Origin of the sequence: Sphingomonas sp. Leaf9, assembly GCF_001421355.1 — a bacterium.
Taxonomy (GTDB): domain Bacteria; phylum Pseudomonadota; class Alphaproteobacteria; order Sphingomonadales; family Sphingomonadaceae; genus Sphingomonas.
Genome location: NZ_LMKC01000004.1, coordinates 49,361 through 66,399 on the forward strand (window position 1 = coordinate 49,361; position 17,039 = coordinate 66,399).

A 17,039-nucleotide genomic window follows, 5' to 3' on the forward strand; every position below is an offset into this window, starting at 1 on the left:
TTAACGCTGTTCGCCGGTAGCGCCGCGCCGGCTCACGCCGAATTTTCGCAGTCGCCCCATGCGTATACGATCATTGTAATTTTTTGTTGCTGAAGCAGAGCTCCTTATTTGCACCTGTGTCAGTCATATTCATTCGCGCGAAGTTAATGCCCGACAAAGATGATCTTAAGCTCCCCCGGCCAATGTCGCCCCATCGCGCACCACTGAGAATGCGCAACGACACCAAACTTGCCGGGGACCTACGCAATGCGAGCGACGATCAAGATGAAATTGGGGGCGACCTTTGCGGTCGTCTTGCTGTTGCTGGCCGGCGTCGTCGGCTATGGCATCGACCGTCTGGGGATGCTCAACCAGGCGATGAGCGATCTGGTGGACGATCCGGCGACGGCGCTCGACCGTATCCAGCAGTTCAACATGGCATCGACGCTGGCGATCGTCGCCGAAAAGAACCTGGCATTGTCCGACGATCCGCAAATCGTGCAGCGGCAGCTTTCCAATTTCCGGCAGCAACGCGCGCGTGCGGACGAACTGATCGGACAGGCCCCGCCCATGTCGGACGATACCGACCGGGCGCAATATGCCGCTATCCGCACCCAGTGGAACGCGTACAAGACGGTGGCCGATCGGGTCATTCCGCTCGCCCTTGGCAACAAGAACCTGGAAGCAGGCGCGATCTCGCTGCGCGACGCGCGCCCGATCGCGGAACGGATGCGCACACAGGTCCAGGACGTGGTGCAGCGCCAGCGTGCCGAGATGAAGGAAGCCGACGCTGCGGGCGACGCCTTGTACGCGACGTCGCGGACGACGTTGCTGACGGCGGCGATCGCCGCGCTGATCCTCGCCATCGCCGGTGCGCTGTGGGTCGGCATGATCGTGTCGAAGGGGCTGAAGCGGGTCGGCGTCGCGCTGGACGCGGTGGCGATCGGTGATCTCGATCAGGAAGTGACCGTCACCAGCAATGACGAGATCAAGGATCTGGTCGACACGGTGAACCGCATGACGGTGGCGCTCCGCAAGTCGGCGGCACTGGCCGATACGATCGCGCAGGGCGACCTGACCGTCGATCACAGCCCTGCTTCGGACAAGGACAAGCTGGGCCACGCATTGGTGTCGATGGTCGAGCGGCTGCGCGGCGTGGTCGGCGATGCGACCGGCGCGGCGAACAACGTCGCTGCCGGCAGCCAGGAACTGTCGGCCTCGTCGGAGCAGGTGAGCCAGGGCGCGACCGAGCAGGCCGCCTCTGCCGAGGAAGCCTCGGCATCGATGGAGCAGATGGCTGCCAACATCAAACAGAACGCCGACAATGCCGCCCAGACCGAAAAGATCGCGCGCCAGTCGTCGAAGGATGCCGAAGCCAGCGGCGTCGCGGTGGACAAGGCGGTCGTCGCGATGCGTATCATCGCCGAAAAGATCGGCATCGTGCAGGAAATCGCGCGGCAGACCGACCTGCTGGCGCTGAACGCGGCGGTCGAGGCGGCGCGTGCCGGCGAACATGGTCGCGGCTTCGCGGTGGTCGCTTCGGAAGTGCGCAAGCTCGCCGAGCGCAGCCAGACCGCCGCTGCCGAAATCAGCGCGGTGTCGGGCGACACGGTGCAGGCAGCGGCACAGGCCGGCGAAATGCTGACCAAGCTGGTCCCCGACATCCGTCGTACCGCCGAACTGGTGTCGGAAATCAGCGCGGCGTGCCGTGAACAGGATATCGGCGCGAGCCAGATCAATCAGGCGCTGCAACAGCTCGACACCGTGACGCAGCAGAACGCGTCGGCGTCGGAACAGATCACCTCGACGTCCGAGGAACTGGCCGGACAGGCGAACGACCTGCAGCAGAGCATCGCCTTCTTCCGCATCGATGACGCACGCGCCACGCATCGCCCGGCCGCGCGCAAGCCGGCGGTGCGCGCCAAGGGAACCGCTGCGGCGCACCGGACCAAGGCCACATCGGTTGCCGGGCAACAGAGCCGTGTGCGCGGCTTCGCCCTCGACCTGTCGCAGGGCGGGCCGGACAGCGACGACGCCGCGTTCGGCCGCGCCGCCTGATCCGACGACCGGCCGCCGATGGGGGCATCGGGCGGCCGGTCGCCAGCAACGCTTGAAACAGGGGAACATCGCATGGGACGCAACGCAATCGGCTGTGCCGCCATCGCTCTGACGATGGCTTCGGCACCGGTGCAGGCGCAGGAGGCGCCGGCGGGTCCGCTCAGCGTCGACATCGTGTACAAGGGTGATGTCGTCGGCGTCGCGGCGGGGGATGCGCGCGGCGTCCGCTATCTCGACAATATCGACCTGCTCGCCGCGCTAGACCTCGACCGGGCGGTGGGATGGCGCGGGGGTACCGCCTTTGCCAGCCTGCTCAACAACATGGGCGGGCGCCCCAACGACATTGCCGGCACGTTGCAGGGCGTGAACAATATCGAGGTCGCCGGCGCCGACCTGCTGCTGTACCAGGCATGGGTCCAGCAGAATTTCGCCGACGACCGGCTGTCGGTGCTGGTCGGCAAATACGACCTGAACAGCGAATTCTATGCCAATGATGCCGCATCGCACCTGATCGCGCCGGCGTTCGGGATTGGGTCCGAACTGGCGGCGACCGGTCCCAACGGGCCGTCGATCTTTCCGCGCACCGACCTGGCCATCCGCGTTCGCGCCGGGGACGAGCGGCAGTATGTGCAGGCGGTGGCGATCCGCGCGCCGCGCGGGATCGCCGACACGCACGGACACCGCTCGACGCTGTTCGTCGCCGAGGCGGGACGGCAGGGCATGCTGTCCTTTACGGTGGGCGGTTGGGCCTATAGCCGGCGGCAACCGCGCATCATTCCGCCCGGTGTCACCACCGGCCCCGGCGAGGCGGCGTCGCACGGCGTCTATGTCTCGGTCGAGACCGACCTTGCCGGACAGGCCGATCAGCCGGGCCATTGGCGCGCCTTTGCCCGTGCCGGATGGTCGGACGGGCGGACCACGCCCTTTGCCGGCGGGGTGCAGCTGGGCGTGACCGGCCATGGCATCGTCCCCGCCCGTCCCGACAGCCAGCTGTCGATCGGCGTGGCCAGTGCCGACCTCAGCACCCCTTATCGCCGGGCCAATCCGGCGAGCGAACCGGCGCTGACCGGATCGGAGGGGATGGTCGAGCTGACCTATAGCGACCGGGTGCTGCCGTTCCTGACGCTCCAGCCCGACGTGCAATATGTCCGCCGTCCGGGGGGCCTGCGCGATGCGGAGGACGCGGTGGTGCTGGGGCTGCGCGCGATCGTCGCGTGGAAGGCGCTGTAGCGGCCTGTCCGTATTCCCTGGATCAAGTCCGGGGTGACAAGGGGCTATGCCGCCGCCAGCACCGGTCGGGCGGCAATCCCGGCATCGACCAGATTGCCGACGAACTGGTCGGTGCAGTGCGACCAGCAATAGGCGGTGCCGGCGCGGGCGCAGGCGTCGCGATCGGCGGTCAGCGCCTGGGCGACGGCCACCGCCAGATCGTCGTCGACCGCGCCGATCCGCTGCGTGCCGCCGCCCATGCCGTCCGTCCCGATGATGTCGAGCGGGCCGGGCACCGGATAGCCCGCGACCGGCGTGCCGCAGGCCAGCGCCTCGATCATCACCAGCCCGAAGGTGTCGGTGCGGCTGGGAAAGACCAGCACGTCGGCGGCGCGGTAGGCGGCGGCAAGGGCGGCCCCCTGTTTCAGCCCAACGAACTGGGCGAGCGGATAGCGACGCTCCAGCTCCGCACGCGCCGGGCCGTCGCCGACCAGCAGCTTGGTGCCCGGCACGTCGAGTGCCAGGAACGCCTCGATATTCTTTTCCACCGCGATTCGCCCGACATGGAGCAGGATCGGGCGCGGCAGGGTGGCGACGTCGAGCTGGCCGCCATCGGGCTTGAACAGCGACAGGTCGACCCCGCGCGACCAGCGCTTCGTGTGCGCGATGCCATGGTCGCGCAGCGAGGCGGCGATGCGGGCGGTGGCGGTCATCACCCCGCTGGCGGCCGCATGGAAGCGACGCAGGAACGGCCAGAACAGCCCGGCGGGCAGATGCGTGCGCATCGCCAGATAATCGGCGAAATTGGTGTGGAACGAGGTGGTGAAGCGCACACCATGCCGCCGGCACCACGCCCGCGCTGCCCAGCCCAATGGCCCTTCGGTCGCGATGTGGATCGCGTCGGGCCGGAAGGCTTCGATCCGTCGCCCCAGCTCCGGCCCGCAGCCCAGCGCCAGCCGGATTTCGGGATAGCCGGGGCAGGCCCGCGTGGAGAAGCCGTCCGGCGTATAGGTTTCGACGATGTGGCCGCGTTGCTGCAACCGGCCGATCGTCGTCTGCAAGGTGCGGACGACGCCGTTGACCTGCGGACTCCATGCGTCGCTGACGATCGCGATCCTCACGCGGTGGCGACCGCGCGGGCAGCGGTGTCGGCCCTGCCCGCCGCCTGTGCCAGTTCCTTTTCCCAGGTCAGCGCGCGCCAGTCGATCAGCGACATGGCACCGCTGTGATCCTCGACCAACGCGGTGCAGCTCTCCACCCAGTCGCCGTCATTATAGTACATGATGTCGCCGATCTGGCGGATCTCGGCGGTGTGGATATGGCCGCATACCACGCCGTCGACGCCGTGTTCGGCGGCCGCATGCGCCACCGTTTCCTCGAACCGGCCGATGAAGTTCACCGCGTTCTTCACGCGATGCTTGGCATAGGCCGACAGCGACCAATAGGGCAGGCCGAGCTTGCGCCGGGTGAAGTTCCACACACTGTTGGCCTTCAGCAGCGCGGTGTAGGCATAGTCGCCGAGGAAGGCGAGCCACTTGGCATAGAGCACCACGCCGTCGAACTTGTCGCCGTGCAGCACCAGCAGCCGGCGGCCGTCGGCGGTTTCGTGGATATCCTCCTCGACCATTTCCACGCCGCCGAATTCGAGACCGGTATAGTCGCGAAATGCCTCGTCATGGTTGCCGGGGATATAGATGACGCGGGTGCCGCGGCGCGCGAACTTCAGGATCGAGCGGATGACGTCGTTATGGCTGGACGGCCAGTACCAGCCGCGCCGGATCTGCCACCCGTCGACGATATCGCCGACCAGGTACAGCGTCTCGCATTCGAACGAATGGAGGAAGTCGACCAGCTGGGTCGCGCTGCATCCCGGCGTGCCGAGATGGACGTCGGAAATGAAGACGGTGCGGTAGGACTTTTTCGGACCCTCCGCCTGATAGCTTTGCGGATCGTTAATCCAGTCCGGTATCTTGCGCGCGAGCGACTTTGCAGGCGTTTCCGGCGACTTTTGCCGATCGGTCCGGGATACAAATGCCGTCGTCATCGTATTTCCCCACGATAGTGGGCCGGACTTGCGTCCTGGCGATGGCGATGCAGTAACGCGCCTCGGCGACAATAGTATTGCGCGGGTGTGACGGCCGCTCTCATCAAATTGAAACCTTGCTGACACGCCTCCGCCATTGGCCTGTCATCGATCGGCGTCATTGTGGCTGGCCAGACAAGCCGCACGGCGCTGGACAAGGAAACTCACGGATTGGCTCAGGAATTGAACCGCGTCGGCGTGGCGAGCGCCTATGATCGCTGGGCGCCCATCTATGACCTGATATTCGGGCCGGTGTTCCGCCGGGGCCGCCGCGCGGCGATCGACGCGGCCGAGACGGTCGGCGGCCGTATCCTTGAGGTCGGCGTCGGCACCGGCATCTCGTTGCCGCACTACCGCGCCGAGAGCCGGATCACCGGCATCGATATCGCCGACCAGATGCTGGACAAGGCGCGCGACCGGGTGAAGCGGTTGCGGCTGGATCATGTCGAGCGGATCGCGATCGGCGATGCCGAGGCGCTGGATTTCGACGATGCGTCGTTCGACGTGGTGGTCGCGCAATATGTCGTGTCGGCGGTGCCGCATCCTGACCGGGCGCTCAGCGAATTCCTGCGCGTGGTGCGGCCCGGCGGCATGATCGTGATCGCGACCCGGCTGGGCGCGGAAGCGGGCGTGCGCGCCAGAATCGAGCGCGCGCTGATGCCGATCACCAGTCGGCTGGGCTGGCGCACCGATTTCCCGTGGTCGATCTATGGCGACTGGGCGGCGCGCAACCCGCAGGCAGAGCTGGTCGAGCGCCGGCCGCTGCCCCCGCTCGGCCATTTCTCGCTGGTGTGCTTCCGCCGCGCCGGCGCGGCCGGACAGGATAACCACCCGACGCCCGCGCTCGGCGCGACCGCCTGAACCACATTCTTTTCAAAGGCTTGGACAATGCCCGGATTCAAGGAAGCGTTGCACGAACAGCGGTGGGACGATCATCGCTATTACCACCACAGCATCATCAACCAGGCGCTGCACTTCGTCAGCGCGACGACGTTCCTCATCGCCTATGTCGTCGTGTGGATCGACCCGGCGGTGGCGAGCCTGCTCGGCTGGCTGGTGGCGATGACCGCGCGGCAGTCGGGGCATTTCTTCTTCGAGCCCAAGACCTACGACCATCAGAACCAGGCGACGCACGAGCACAAGGAAGAGATCAAGGTCGGGTACAACCTGTTCCGCAAGGTCGTCTTCATGGGGCTGTGGGCGGCGACGCCGATCCCGCTGCTGCTCGACCCGACGTTCTTCGGGGTGTTCGAGCCGCATGTCGGCTTCGTCGGGTTCCTGCGCCACCTGGCGCTGCTGTGGCTGGCGTTCGCGGTCGGCGGCCTGCTGTTCCGGGTGGTGCAGCTGTTCATCCAGCGCGACGTGATGACCGGGATCGTGTGGGCGACCAAGATCATCACCGATCCGTTCAACGACTTCATCCTGTACCGCAAGGCGCCGGTGCAGCTGTTGAAGGGTGCGCGGATCGATACGGATCTGCAGGAACAAGCGCGCCTGTAAGGGAATAGCGCAAGCTATTCCCGCACTGTGAGGCGCGCCCGGCCGGCGGCGCGAAAAGCGCCGTCCGACGCCATGGGCTTTGCCCATGGCGGGCCTGAAAACAAAGGCTTTTTCCGCCAAAGTTCACAAAGTTCACACTCGCGACCGGTTTGCGCACTTGCGAACCGGTCGCATTAATTGCGGCTGAGGGGATTGACGGGGAGAAAGAGCACCGGCGAGCGTGGCAGGGCGTCGCGGTGTAGGAAAGCACGATCCGGCACGGCTATGGCGGAGCGAAATCCCGCTCGTTCCGCCCCTGCAACATTATCCGCGCCCGCCACCTGTTAACGCGCCGGCGGCACCCCATATACGATCCGGCCCCGTCAATCCGGCTGGTCCCGCTACCGGCGCCGGCCGGTCGACCCTCTCCGCGTGGCCCGGCGGTCCGTTTGCTCGAATGATGACTGGACCGACATGCAGGACGATTGGCGACGGGGCACCCCGACCGCGGTGACGACTTCGCGGGCGATGAACGTGGGCATTGCGCGGGCCGATGTGGAGGCGCTGTGCCGCAAGCATGGCGCGTCGATCAGCGCGATCGAGACGCTGCATTCGGGTGGTACGCATGTCGTGCTGAAGAATGGTGATGCGGCCGATACGATGCGCAAGGCGTTCGGCAAGAAGTTGATCGCCGGCACGGTCGTGCGGACGCCGTGGGTGCGCAACGGCTGACCCGGCGAGCGATCCCCCGATGACCCGCGACACCCCCGCCCTTGCCCGCGCAGTCGAACTGGCTGCGTCCGGTGACTTTTCTTCGGTGAACCAGATTCGGCAGGCATTGCGCCGCGAGGGCTATGCCACGCTGGCGCAGGACCTGTCGGGCCATCAGGCGAACCGGGCAATCATCGAGGCGCTGCACGCGGCAGCCGACGCCCGGCGGGGGTAAGCAGCAGTCGCGATCGAGGTGCGGCCGGCAACGATCCGGCCGTCCCTTGGCCTATGGCGGGGGGAGCGGCTATCCCCGCCCCAGCCGCCGCGACAGGGTTTCCTTCAGCACCTGTCGCCGCAGCATCTTGTTGGTGGTGCCGGGCGCGGTCCACCACCAGCCGTCGCTCCGCATCGCCCGTGCCGCCTGCACGAACCGCGCGACCACTTCGGCGAAGGCGGCGTCGTCGTAATTCAGGCTGAAGATGAGGCGGCCGGTGCCGACCCAGCTCAATGCCAGCCCTTCGGCGCGGGCATAATATTGCAGCATCCAGTTGTAGCGCGACGGTATGGTGTAGGTGATCGTCCACACCGTTTGCATGCCGGCCGCGCGTACGGGCAGGTCGGCGGCGGCCATCGCCGCGTTGAATTGCGCCAGCCGCGCATCCCAGCGGGCGTCGACGCACGAATACATCGCCTGCACCTCGGGGCTGTCGAGCCGTTCGAGGAACACGTCCATCGCCCCCATCACATAGGGGTGCGCGTTGAAGGTGCCGCGCGCGAAGCAGATGTCGGCGGGGTTTTCCGGGCGGAAGCGCCGCATCAGGTCGGCGCGGCCGCACACGACGCCTACGGGCAAGCCACCGCCCAGCGTCTTGCCATAGGTTACCATGTCGGGCTGGACGCCGAACGCCTCGGCCATGCCGCCCTTTGCCAAGCGGAAGCCCATGAACACTTCGTCGAAGATCAGGACGATGCCGGCCCGCGTGCACACATCGCGCAGCCTGACCAGCCAGTCGCGGTAGGCAGCGCGGTCGAGATGCGCGGTGCGGCTGCTGTCGATCATCGTGCCGTCGGACGGCGCGCCCTTGTTCGGGTGCATCGCCTGTAGCGGGTTGACGAGGACGCAGGCGATATCCTTGCGCGTGGCGAGGACGTGGAGCGTGCGGTCGGACAGTTCGGACAGGGTGAGCGTATTGTCGGCCGGGGTTGGGTTGCCGATGCCCGGCTGCACATCGCCCCACCAGCCATGATAGGCCCCGGCGAAGCGCACGACGCGGCGGCGGCCAGTGTGATAGCGTGCGAGGCGCACCGCCTGCATCACCGCTTCGGTACCGGACATGTGGAACGACACCTCGTCCATGCCGCTGATCGCCTTCAGCCGCGCGACATTGGCAGCGATGACCGGGTGGTAGCTGCCGAGCACCGGGCCGAGATCGGCGACGCGCGCGCTCCCTTGCGCAATGCAGTCCTTGTAGAAATCATGGCCGAACAGGTTGACGCCGTAGGAGCCGGCCAGGTCGTAGAAGACATTACCATCGAGGTCGGTGACGGTGACGCCCGCCGAGGATCGGTAGAAGGCGCCGGTCGACAATTGCTCGCGGACCTTCGCGCTGAACTGGAACGGTACGCGGTAGCGGCCGGTGAATTGCAGGTCGGACAGCCCCTCGCGCAGCTCTTTGGTCGCGGCGACGGTGTTGGGAAAGCGGGTGGCGTAGAGCGCGGAGAGGCGTTCGAAGCCGGCGCGGCGCTGTTCGGCGATGTCGGCGGGGGCATCGTCGGCGGCGAAGAAGCGGGCGTCGTCATAGTCGTAGAACGCGATCTGGCGCGCGATGCGCTGGCCCCAGCGGACATGGCCGGTCAGCGAGCCGTGCTTGGCGCGGCTGAGCGCCAGGCGGGCGCGGCCCTTGGTGGCGGCAAGACCGGCGACTCCGGCGGCGAATGCGAGGGCGAGAGGCATCATGGCTGACGCAAATATGACCCGATAAGGAAATATTGATGACGGTCATGGACCGCACCGCCCCCTCGCCCACACCCTCCCGCCTCAACCGCGTCATCGCCCGGCTGACCGATATCGAATCGCTTAACTATGCCGCGACCAACTGGCTGCCGCGCCGGACGCTGACCCGCGCGATGGGGTGGTTCAGCAAGGTCGAACAGCCATTGGTGGCCAAGGCGTCGATCGCGGTGTGGCGGAGCTTTTGCGATGTCGACCTGTCCGATGCGGCGGAAACGCGCTGGCCATCGATGCATGCCTGCTTCATCCGGCGGCTGCGGCCCGGTGCGCGGACCTTTGCGGCGCGGGGGCATCAGGTGGCGTCGCCGTCCGACGGGATCATCGTCGCCAGCGGAAGCGTAACCGGCGATTCGATCGTGCAGGCCAAGGGGAAGCGCTATTCGATCGCCGAGCTGACCGGGGGCGAGGGCGAGGCGTATCTCGGCGGGAGCTTCGTCACGCTGCGGCTGACCGCCGGCATGTACCACCGGTTTCATGCGCCGCAGGACGGGCGGGTCGAGCGGGTGCGCTATTTCCCCGGCGATTGTTTCAACGTGAATCCGCCGGCGCTGAAGCGGGTCGACCGGTTATATTGCCGCAACGAGCGGGCAACGGTGCGGATGCGGCTGGGCGACGGGACGCCGATCCTGCTGGTGCCGGTGGCGGCAATTCTGGTCGCGGCGATCCGGCTGACCTTCCTCGATACGGTCAAGCTGTTGCGCGAACGGGCGGAGCCGGTGGCCGATATCGATGTGGCGGTGCGTCAGGGCGAGGAGATGGGGTGGTTCGAACATGGTTCGACCATCGTGCTGCTGACGTCGGCGCCGTTCGTGCTGGCGGAGGGCATGCAGACCGGCGACCGGGTGCGCGCGGGCGACGTGTTGTTCGAGCGGGTGGTGATCGAGGATATTTAGCGGCCGGCTGCAATGCGTCGGGCTTGATCCGGGGTGACGCGTGGGGTTGCGTTGCGCCCCTACCCCGCGCCACTCTGTCGGCGAAAAGGGAGACGGGATGAGCGGCATCGTCGATGCGCATCTGCATGTGTGGCGGATCGGTGCACCGTTCCATGGCTGGCCGGCGGTGACCGATGGCGCACTGTATCGCAGCCAAAGCCTGGCCGATGCGCGCGCGGCGATGGGGGATGCGCCGGTCGAGCGGGTCGTGCTGGTGCAGGCGCAGACCGATGACCGCGAAACCGACTGGCTGCTGGAAATGGCCGAGGCCGATCCGTGGGTCGCGGGGGTGGTCGGCTGGGTCGCGCTGGACGGCCCCCAGGCGCCCGAGCGGATCGCGGCGCTGGCGGCGAAGCCCAGGCTGCTGGGCCTCAGGCCGATGGTGCAGGCGATCGCCGATACCGGCTGGCTGCTGCGCGACGATGTGGCGCGCGGGGTGGCGGCAATGGTCGCGCACGGGCTGCGGTTCGATGCGCTGGTGCAGCCGCGGCATCTGGGCGTGTTGGCGACCCTGGCCGATCGCTGGCCGGACCTGAAGATCGTGATCGATCATGCGGCCAAGCCGGTGCCGCCGGGCGATGCCGACTGGTGCAAGGGGATGGCGGCGCTGGCGGCGCGGCCGTCGGTGTGGTGCAAGCTGTCGGGGCTGCGCACAGAACAGGCGGCGGGGGCCGATCCGCTGGCGCTTGGCGGCATGGTCGAGCGATTGGTCGGATGGTTCGGGGAGCGGTTGCTGTGGGGTAGCGACTGGCCGGTGCTGTCGGTGGCGGGGGATGGCTATGGCGACTGGCTGGCGACGGTGCGGGCGCTGACTCCCGCATTGTCGGAACGCGAGCGGGCGCGGTTGATGGGTGGCGCGGCGCGGGCGTTTTACGGGATCTGACCGCCATGTGCCGTATCCCCGCGCAGACGGGATACGAGGGGTCGTCGGGAAGTGGCGCGCTCCACCCTTCCAATCCGCCCCGCCTGCCCGCTACAAGCAGCCCAACTCGAAGGGGAATTGCCATGGTTCGTTCGCTGGTCGCCGTGTTGCTGGCCTCCTGCCTCGCCCTGCCCGCCGCCGCGCAGACCGCGCCGGTTGCACAGACCGCCGCGCGCGATCCGGGGGCGAATGCGCCGGTCAGCTATGCCGTGTCGTTCCCGCAGGCGCAGCATCACCGCGCGCGGATCGTCGCGACGTGGCGATCGGTCCCCGCCGGCCCCTTGCGCGTGCAGATGTCGCGCTCGTCGCCCGGCCGCTATGCGATCCATGAATTCGCCAAGAACGTCTATGACGTCAGCGCGACCGACGGCGCCGGGCGGCCGCTCAAGCTGACGCGCACCGATCCCTATGGCTGGAGCGTGGCGGGCCATGACGGCACGGTTATCGTCTCCTACACGCTGTATGGCGACCGCGGTGATGGCACCTATGCACAGATCGATGCGACCCACGCCCATCTGAACATGCCCGCGACGTTTATGTGGGCGAACGGCTATGACGCGCAGCCGATCAGCGTGCGCTTCACCAGCCCCGATCCGACCTGGAAGGTCGCGACGCAGCTGCCCGCCGGCACCGCGCCCGGCAGCTATTGGGCGCCGAACCTGCAATATTTCATGGACAGCCCGACCGAGCTGTCGGACCATATGGTCCGCGAATGGCAGGAGGCTGGCAAGACGTACCGCCTGACGCTGCACCATGGCGGGACCGCCGCCGACATGGACCGCTTCACCGCGAAGGCGAAGAAGGTGGTAGCGGAGGAGATCAAGATCTTCGGCGCGCCCGCACCCTATGATTTCGGCACCTATACCTTCATCGCCGACTATCGGGCATCGGTGAACGGCGACGGGATGGAGCATCGCAACTCGACGATCATCACCGACAAACGGTCGCTGGCCGAGGCGAAGGACGACCAGCTCGGCACGCTGGCGCATGAGTTCTTCCACAGCTGGAACGTCGAGCGGCTGCGCCCGCGCGAGCTGGAGCCGTTCGACTTCACCCGCGCCAACCCGACCCCCTCGCTGTGGCTGGCCGAAGGGTTCACCAGCTATTACGGGCCGCTGGCGATCCGCCGTGCCGGGCTGTCGTCGGTCGATGAATGGCTGGACGAGATGGGCGGCATGGTGAACGGGGTGGTGAACAGCCCGGCGCGCATCGCCGCGCGGATCAATGCCTCGCCACAGGAAATGAGCCTGCGCGCGCCGTTCGTCGATGCGGCGACCACGATCGATCCGGTCGAGCCGAACATCTTCGTCTCCTATTACCCCTATGGCGCGGTGATCGGCCTGTCGCTCGACCTGCAGCTGCGCCAGCGGTTTCCGGGCAAGACCCTCGACGATTACATGCGGCTGTTGTGGCAGACGCACGGCGCGACCGAGCGGTCCTATACCCCGGCCGACCTGCGCGCGGCGCTGACCACGCTGACCGGGGACAAGGCGTTTGCCGACCAGTTCTTCGACCGGACGGTCGAGGGCAGCTTCCTGCCCGACTTCACGCCGCTGCTGGATCAGGCCGGGCTGGTGCTGCGCGCGGCGGCACCGGGTACCGGCTGGATCGGGCGGGCCAATGCGACGCAGGAAGCGGACGGGGTGACGCTGGCGCTGTCGCCGGCGCAGAACACGCCGCTGTTCGCCGCCGGGGTGGATCGCGGCGACGTGCTGCTGTCGCTGGGCGGGCAGCCGGTCGGCAGCGTGGCGGCGTGGACGGCGGGCGTCGCGGCGCTGAAGCCCGGTACGCCGGTCGAGCTGCGGTATCGCCAGCGCGGGATTGAGCGCGTGGCGACGCTGACCCCGGTGGCCGATCCGACGCTGCAGATCGTGCGCGGCGAGACGGTCGGGCGCGCGCCGACCGCACAGCAGCGCGCGTTCCGGCTGAAGTGGCTGGGCGCGGAATAGGCGCGATGCGGCTGTGCGCCGATGTCGGCGGCTCGTTCGTCGACATCGCCGCGTTCGACGACGCAGCCCGGATCGTGTGGCGGCGCAAGACCCGCACCCCTGTCGATGATTGGGCGGGGTTCGTCGCGACCTTTGCGGAGGCTGCGGAGGCGGTTCCCTGCGCGGCCGTGTCGATCGCGACCGCCGGGCTGGTCGATCCGGTCGGCGGGGTCGTGACCAGTGCGAACATCCCGTGCATCGATGGTCGGCGGCTGGCGGACGACCTGCGCGCTGCGCTGGCGCTGCCGGTGACCGTGGTGAACGATGCCGATGCGTTCGTGCTGGCCGAGGCGACGCTGGGCGCGGCCAAGGGGCATGAGCGGGTGTTCGGCATCATCCTGGGCACCGGGGTCGGTGGCGGGCTGGTCGAACGCGGGCGGATCGTCAGTGGTGCTGGCGGGATCGGCGGCGAATGGGGACACGGACAGGTGATCCATGCCAGCCCCGTGGCGCCCGAGGCGATGCCGGTCTTTGCGTGCGGTTGTGGGCGGCGGGGGTGCCTCGACACGATCGGCAGCGCGCGCGGGCTGGAGCGGCTGCACCGGTTCCTGCACGGCGTGGAGGCGGATAGCATCACGATCACGCGCGGGGCGGAGGCGGGCGATGTGCAGGCGGCGGCGACGGTCGCGTGGTTCTGCGACCTGCTCGGCGGGCCGATCGCGATGCTGCTGCACGCCATATCGGCGACGATCGTGCCGGTCGGCGGCGGGCTGGCCAATGCAACCGGGTTGATCGCGGCGCTGGACGCGCGGGTGCGGGCGAACCTGCTCACCCCGGTCACGACGGCGGTCGTCGTGCCGGGGCAATTGGGCGACGAAGCCGGATTGATCGGGGCATTCGTCGCGGGAGGTTAGTCTTCACCCTCACCCTTCCCACCCGGCTGCGCCGGGCGGGCCCCTTCCCTCTCCCGGCGGGAGTGGGAGGGAGCGGCGAAGCCGTTAGCGGCGATGACCCGGGCGGCCGTTGCGGTCGTGCTTGTCGACGCGGACCTTGTACGCCAGCGCGTCGAAGCGGCGGTCGAGGTCGCGGCGTTCCTGCATCGACAGGCCGTTCGAGCGGCGATAGCGCTGTTCGAGATTGGCGATCTGGCGGAATTCGGCGCGCAGGTTCACCGCTTCACGCCGGCTGAGCGAGCCGTTGCGGATGCCCTGATCGATGCGGCGCTCGATCTGCGCCTGGCGCTGGTTGACCGACTGCCACGGCTGGGCGGCGGCAGGCAGGGCGGTCAGCGCAACGCCAAGACCGGCGAGCATCAGTGCGAACTTCTTCATCCCTTTTCTCCTTTGTCGAACCATCGGGGTCGAAGGTGAAAATGGCGAACGCGTGTCGCAGGGGTTTGTCGCAAAGGGCGGAAAATTGTGTCGGATTGTCGCGACTTGGCCGGGTTCGTTCAGCTTTGGGTGGGTTCAGGCCGGCAACCCCTTCGCGCGCAGGATCGGGGTCAGCACCTTCTCCATCGCGGCATAGCCGGCGGGCGTCGGATGCACGCCGTCATTCGCAAAGCCCGGCCGCATCGCACCGGCGGGCGTCGCCAGTGCCGGGGTGTAGTCGACGAAGGTGACGCGGTTCTTCGCCGCATAGTCCCTGATCCACGCATTGATCGCGCGGATCGGGGCGACGGTCGGCAGGCCAGGTTTCCACGGGAAACCGTCCGCCGGCGGTACGCTCGCCAGCAGCACGCCGATGCCGGCTGCCCGCGCGATCATCACCATCATCGCGAGGTTGTCGTGGGTCTGCGCCGGGGTCATCGGCCCGGTATTGCCGGCGATGTCGTTGGTGCCGGCTATGATGTGGACGAACTTCGGACGGTGGGCGACGACGTCGGCCATCATGCGCAGCACCATTTGCGGCGTCGTCTGGCCGCTGATCCCGCGTCCGACGCGGCCGGGGCGGAAGAAGTCGGGGCGGCTGCCGCGCCACCCTTCGGTGATCGAATCGCCCATGAACACGATGTCGGTCTTCGCCCCCGACGCGGCGAGCGCGGCATTATCGGCGGCATAGCGCCCCAGCCACGGCCAGTCGGTCGCGAGCTGGCGCTGGTGCTTCACCTCCCAGCTTTCCTCCTGCGCGGCACAGGCGGCGGCGGGTAGCAGGGCGGAAGCGGCGGCAAGGCCGAGGAAATGGCGACGATCAGGGGTCATAACGATCCTTGCAGGCGGCAGATTTCGGGGCGGATATCGCCGTCGCGCGGGGTCGCACCGCGCGCGTCGAACAGGATGTTGGCGGGTTTGCCCCGCGCGCTGCGGGTCCAGGCCGGGCGGCCATCGCCATTGGGATCGCCGGTGGTGGCAAAGGCGACCCAGTAATCCTGCAGCCACACCGGCCCGGCGCGGCGGTCGTTGAAGATATAGTCGATTTCGGCCGCATGGGTCGTCGGCCCCGCCCCGCCATCGCGCGCCAGGTCGAATTCATAGCGCCACACCGGCCAGTTGCGGGTGGCGAGCAGGGTGGCGAGGTTGCCGGCCGGGCAGCGGAAGGTCGCGTCGGTCGCGATCTGCTGGTCGCGGGTGCCCAGGCGCGGATGCGGCAGCGGGTCGGCATCGTCCAGCCGGTAGAAGGTCCGCGCGCCCTCCGCATTGGGGCCGAACGACAGGTCGACGAACCCGTCGCGTGCCGGGCGATCGCCGGGCAGGTCGAGTTCGAGCATGTTGCTGCCGAGGAGGACCGGCCGCTTGGGCGCGGTGACGAACAGCCGGTCGGGCGTATCGGGCAGCACCGCGCCGTCGATGGTGGTGCGCAGGTACAGATAATCGTCGGCGGTCAGCTTCGCATCGTGCAGCTTCAGGTCGGCCGCCAGCAGCGCGGCGGGCGATGCGGTGCGAAGGGCTGCGCTGCCACGGGTGCCGAGCAGTACGTCGAGCTGGTCGCCGATGCGGAACGCTTCCTTGAGCGGCCGCCAGGGCAGGCCGAAGCCGGGGGTGCCCGATTCCATCGCAGCCTTCGCAAACAGCCCGCGGGCGAGCGGCGAGGCGAGGAGCAGCGACACGTCCTGCGACCCCGCGCTTTCGCCGGCGATCGTGACGTTATCGGGGTCGCCACCGAACTTCGCGATATTGTCGCGGACCCAGCGCAGCGCCGCGATCTGGTCCATCAGGCCGTAATTGCCGCTCTTGCCATCGGCCTCCGCTGCCAGCGCACGGTGCGGCAGGAAGCCGAAGAGTCCCAGGCGATATTGGAGCGCGACGACGACCACGCCGCGCTTGCCGATCGACGACAGCGCCATGTCGCCCGCCGACCCGGCGCGGTTGCTGCCGCCGTGAATCCACACGATCACCGGGCGTTTGCCGGTCAGCGCCGGCGTGCCGACGTCGAGCGTCAGGCAGTCTTCGCTGGCGAACACATGGTCGGCGCGGTTCCAGCCGTAATTGTTCTGGAGGCAGGCGGGCGCCCGAGCGGTCGCCGCGCGGATGCCGGTCCATTCGACCACCGGCTGCGGTTCGCGCCAGCGGTTCGCGGCGAGCGGCGGCGCGGCGAAGGGGATGCCGCGAAAGACGGTGCGGTCGGCCTCTGCCCTGCCCTCGACGATGCCGCCGGACACGGAGACGCGTGGGGGTGTGGAGGTGGCGGGGGTGGCTTCCTGCGCGGTGGCGGGGGTGGCCGTGGCGAGGAGTAACGCTGCCCAGATTGCCTTCATCGCCGTGCCCCTGTGTGTTGTCGTCCGGCGAGT

16 protein-coding genes are annotated in these 17,039 nt (G+C 68.0%); 10 read left to right on the forward strand and 6 right to left on the reverse strand.

The window, feature by feature from the left end; translation table 11 throughout:
• Positions 1 to 246 precede the first annotated feature (246 nt).
• Positions 247 to 2,037 carry a methyl-accepting chemotaxis protein gene (locus ASE58_RS11195; protein WP_055821262.1) on the forward strand — a complete coding sequence of 597 codons (1,791 nt, stop codon included), beginning with the start codon at positions 247 to 249 and terminating at the stop codon, positions 2,035 to 2,037.
• Between the two features lie 72 nt (positions 2,038 to 2,109).
• Positions 2,110 to 3,267, forward strand: a complete 1,158-nt coding sequence (locus ASE58_RS11200; RefSeq protein WP_162233525.1) for a carbohydrate porin — start codon at positions 2,110 to 2,112, stop codon at positions 3,265 to 3,267.
• Positions 3,268 to 3,311: 44 nt separating this feature from the next.
• Here the strand turns inward: ASE58_RS11200 and ASE58_RS11205 are convergent, their stop codons facing one another.
• Both ASE58_RS11205 and ASE58_RS11210 read right to left on the reverse strand, forming a co-directional pair.
• The gene (locus ASE58_RS11205) at positions 3,312 to 4,367 is read right to left on the reverse strand and encodes a glycosyltransferase family 4 protein (RefSeq protein WP_055821266.1); all 1,056 of its coding nucleotides are present in this window, start codon (positions 4,365 to 4,367) and stop codon (positions 3,312 to 3,314) included.
• On the reverse strand, positions 4,364 to 5,290 hold the full coding sequence (locus ASE58_RS11210) for a UDP-2,3-diacylglucosamine diphosphatase (protein WP_082467977.1): 927 nt from the start codon (positions 5,288 to 5,290) through the stop codon (positions 4,364 to 4,366). The genes ASE58_RS11205 and ASE58_RS11210 overlap by 4 nt, the downstream gene beginning before the upstream one ends.
• Positions 5,291 to 5,452: 162 nt before the next feature.
• Here ASE58_RS11210 and ASE58_RS11215 point away from each other — a divergent pair, with 162 nt between their 5' ends.
• The 4 genes from ASE58_RS11215 (at position 5,453) to ASE58_RS11230 (ending at position 7,754) form a co-directional block, all read left to right on the forward strand.
• Positions 5,453 to 6,190 carry a class I SAM-dependent methyltransferase gene (locus ASE58_RS11215; RefSeq protein WP_235515918.1) on the forward strand — a complete coding sequence of 246 codons (738 nt, stop codon included), beginning with the start codon at positions 5,453 to 5,455 and terminating at the stop codon, positions 6,188 to 6,190.
• 27 nt (positions 6,191 to 6,217) lie between these two features.
• Complete coding sequence (locus ASE58_RS11220) at positions 6,218 to 6,829, forward strand: hypothetical protein (RefSeq protein WP_055821269.1); 612 nt, start codon at positions 6,218 to 6,220, stop codon at positions 6,827 to 6,829.
• Between the two features lie 507 nt (positions 6,830 to 7,336).
• Positions 7,337 to 7,540 carry a hypothetical protein gene (locus tag ASE58_RS11225; protein ID WP_235511812.1) on the forward strand — a complete coding sequence of 68 codons (204 nt, stop codon included), beginning with the start codon at positions 7,337 to 7,339 and terminating at the stop codon, positions 7,538 to 7,540.
• Positions 7,541 to 7,559: 19 nt separating this feature from the next.
• Positions 7,560 to 7,754: a hypothetical protein gene (locus ASE58_RS11230; protein ID WP_055757897.1), complete on the forward strand. Its 195-nt coding sequence runs from the start codon at positions 7,560 to 7,562 to the stop codon at positions 7,752 to 7,754.
• A 69-nt stretch (positions 7,755 to 7,823) separates the two neighbouring features.
• Here the strand turns inward: ASE58_RS11230 and ASE58_RS11235 are convergent, their stop codons facing one another.
• Positions 7,824 to 9,476, reverse strand: a complete 1,653-nt coding sequence (locus ASE58_RS11235; RefSeq protein WP_055821272.1) for an aminotransferase class III-fold pyridoxal phosphate-dependent enzyme — start codon at positions 9,474 to 9,476, stop codon at positions 7,824 to 7,826.
• 35 nt (positions 9,477 to 9,511) lie between these two features.
• On the opposite strand from ASE58_RS11235, the gene asd reads away from it, so the two are divergent.
• The 4 genes from asd to ASE58_RS11255 all read left to right on the forward strand — a co-directional run bounded on the left by asd (position 9,512) and on the right by ASE58_RS11255 (position 14,226).
• Positions 9,512 to 10,423, forward strand: a complete 912-nt coding sequence (gene asd / locus ASE58_RS11240) for an archaetidylserine decarboxylase (protein WP_235513599.1) — start codon at positions 9,512 to 9,514, stop codon at positions 10,421 to 10,423.
• 97 nt (positions 10,424 to 10,520) lie between these two features.
• Positions 10,521 to 11,345: an amidohydrolase family protein gene (locus ASE58_RS11245; RefSeq protein ID WP_055821276.1), complete on the forward strand. Its 825-nt coding sequence runs from the start codon at positions 10,521 to 10,523 to the stop codon at positions 11,343 to 11,345.
• A gap of 122 nt (positions 11,346 to 11,467) precedes the next feature.
• Positions 11,468 to 13,333, forward strand: a complete 1,866-nt coding sequence (locus tag ASE58_RS11250; RefSeq protein WP_055821279.1) for a M61 family metallopeptidase — start codon at positions 11,468 to 11,470, stop codon at positions 13,331 to 13,333.
• 5 nt (positions 13,334 to 13,338) lie between these two features.
• Positions 13,339 to 14,226: an ROK family protein gene (locus tag ASE58_RS11255; RefSeq protein ID WP_055821282.1), complete on the forward strand. Its 888-nt coding sequence runs from the start codon at positions 13,339 to 13,341 to the stop codon at positions 14,224 to 14,226.
• Positions 14,227 to 14,310: 84 nt separating this feature from the next.
• Here ASE58_RS11255 and ASE58_RS11260 read toward each other — a convergent pair whose 3' ends face one another.
• The 3 genes from ASE58_RS11260 to ASE58_RS11270 form a co-directional block, all read right to left on the reverse strand.
• Positions 14,311 to 14,643 (reverse strand): hypothetical protein, encoded by a 333-nt coding sequence (locus tag ASE58_RS11260; protein ID WP_055757880.1) that lies wholly within the window; start codon positions 14,641 to 14,643, stop codon positions 14,311 to 14,313.
• 135 nt (positions 14,644 to 14,778) lie between these two features.
• Positions 14,779 to 15,513 (reverse strand): GDSL-type esterase/lipase family protein, encoded by a 735-nt coding sequence (locus tag ASE58_RS11265; protein WP_055821286.1) that lies wholly within the window; start codon positions 15,511 to 15,513, stop codon positions 14,779 to 14,781.
• A complete protein-coding gene (locus tag ASE58_RS11270) occupies positions 15,510 to 17,006 on the reverse strand; it encodes a carboxylesterase/lipase family protein (protein ID WP_162233526.1) in 1,497 nt (498 codons plus the stop codon). The genes ASE58_RS11265 and ASE58_RS11270 overlap by 4 nt, the downstream gene beginning before the upstream one ends.
• Positions 17,007 to 17,039 lie beyond the last annotated feature (33 nt).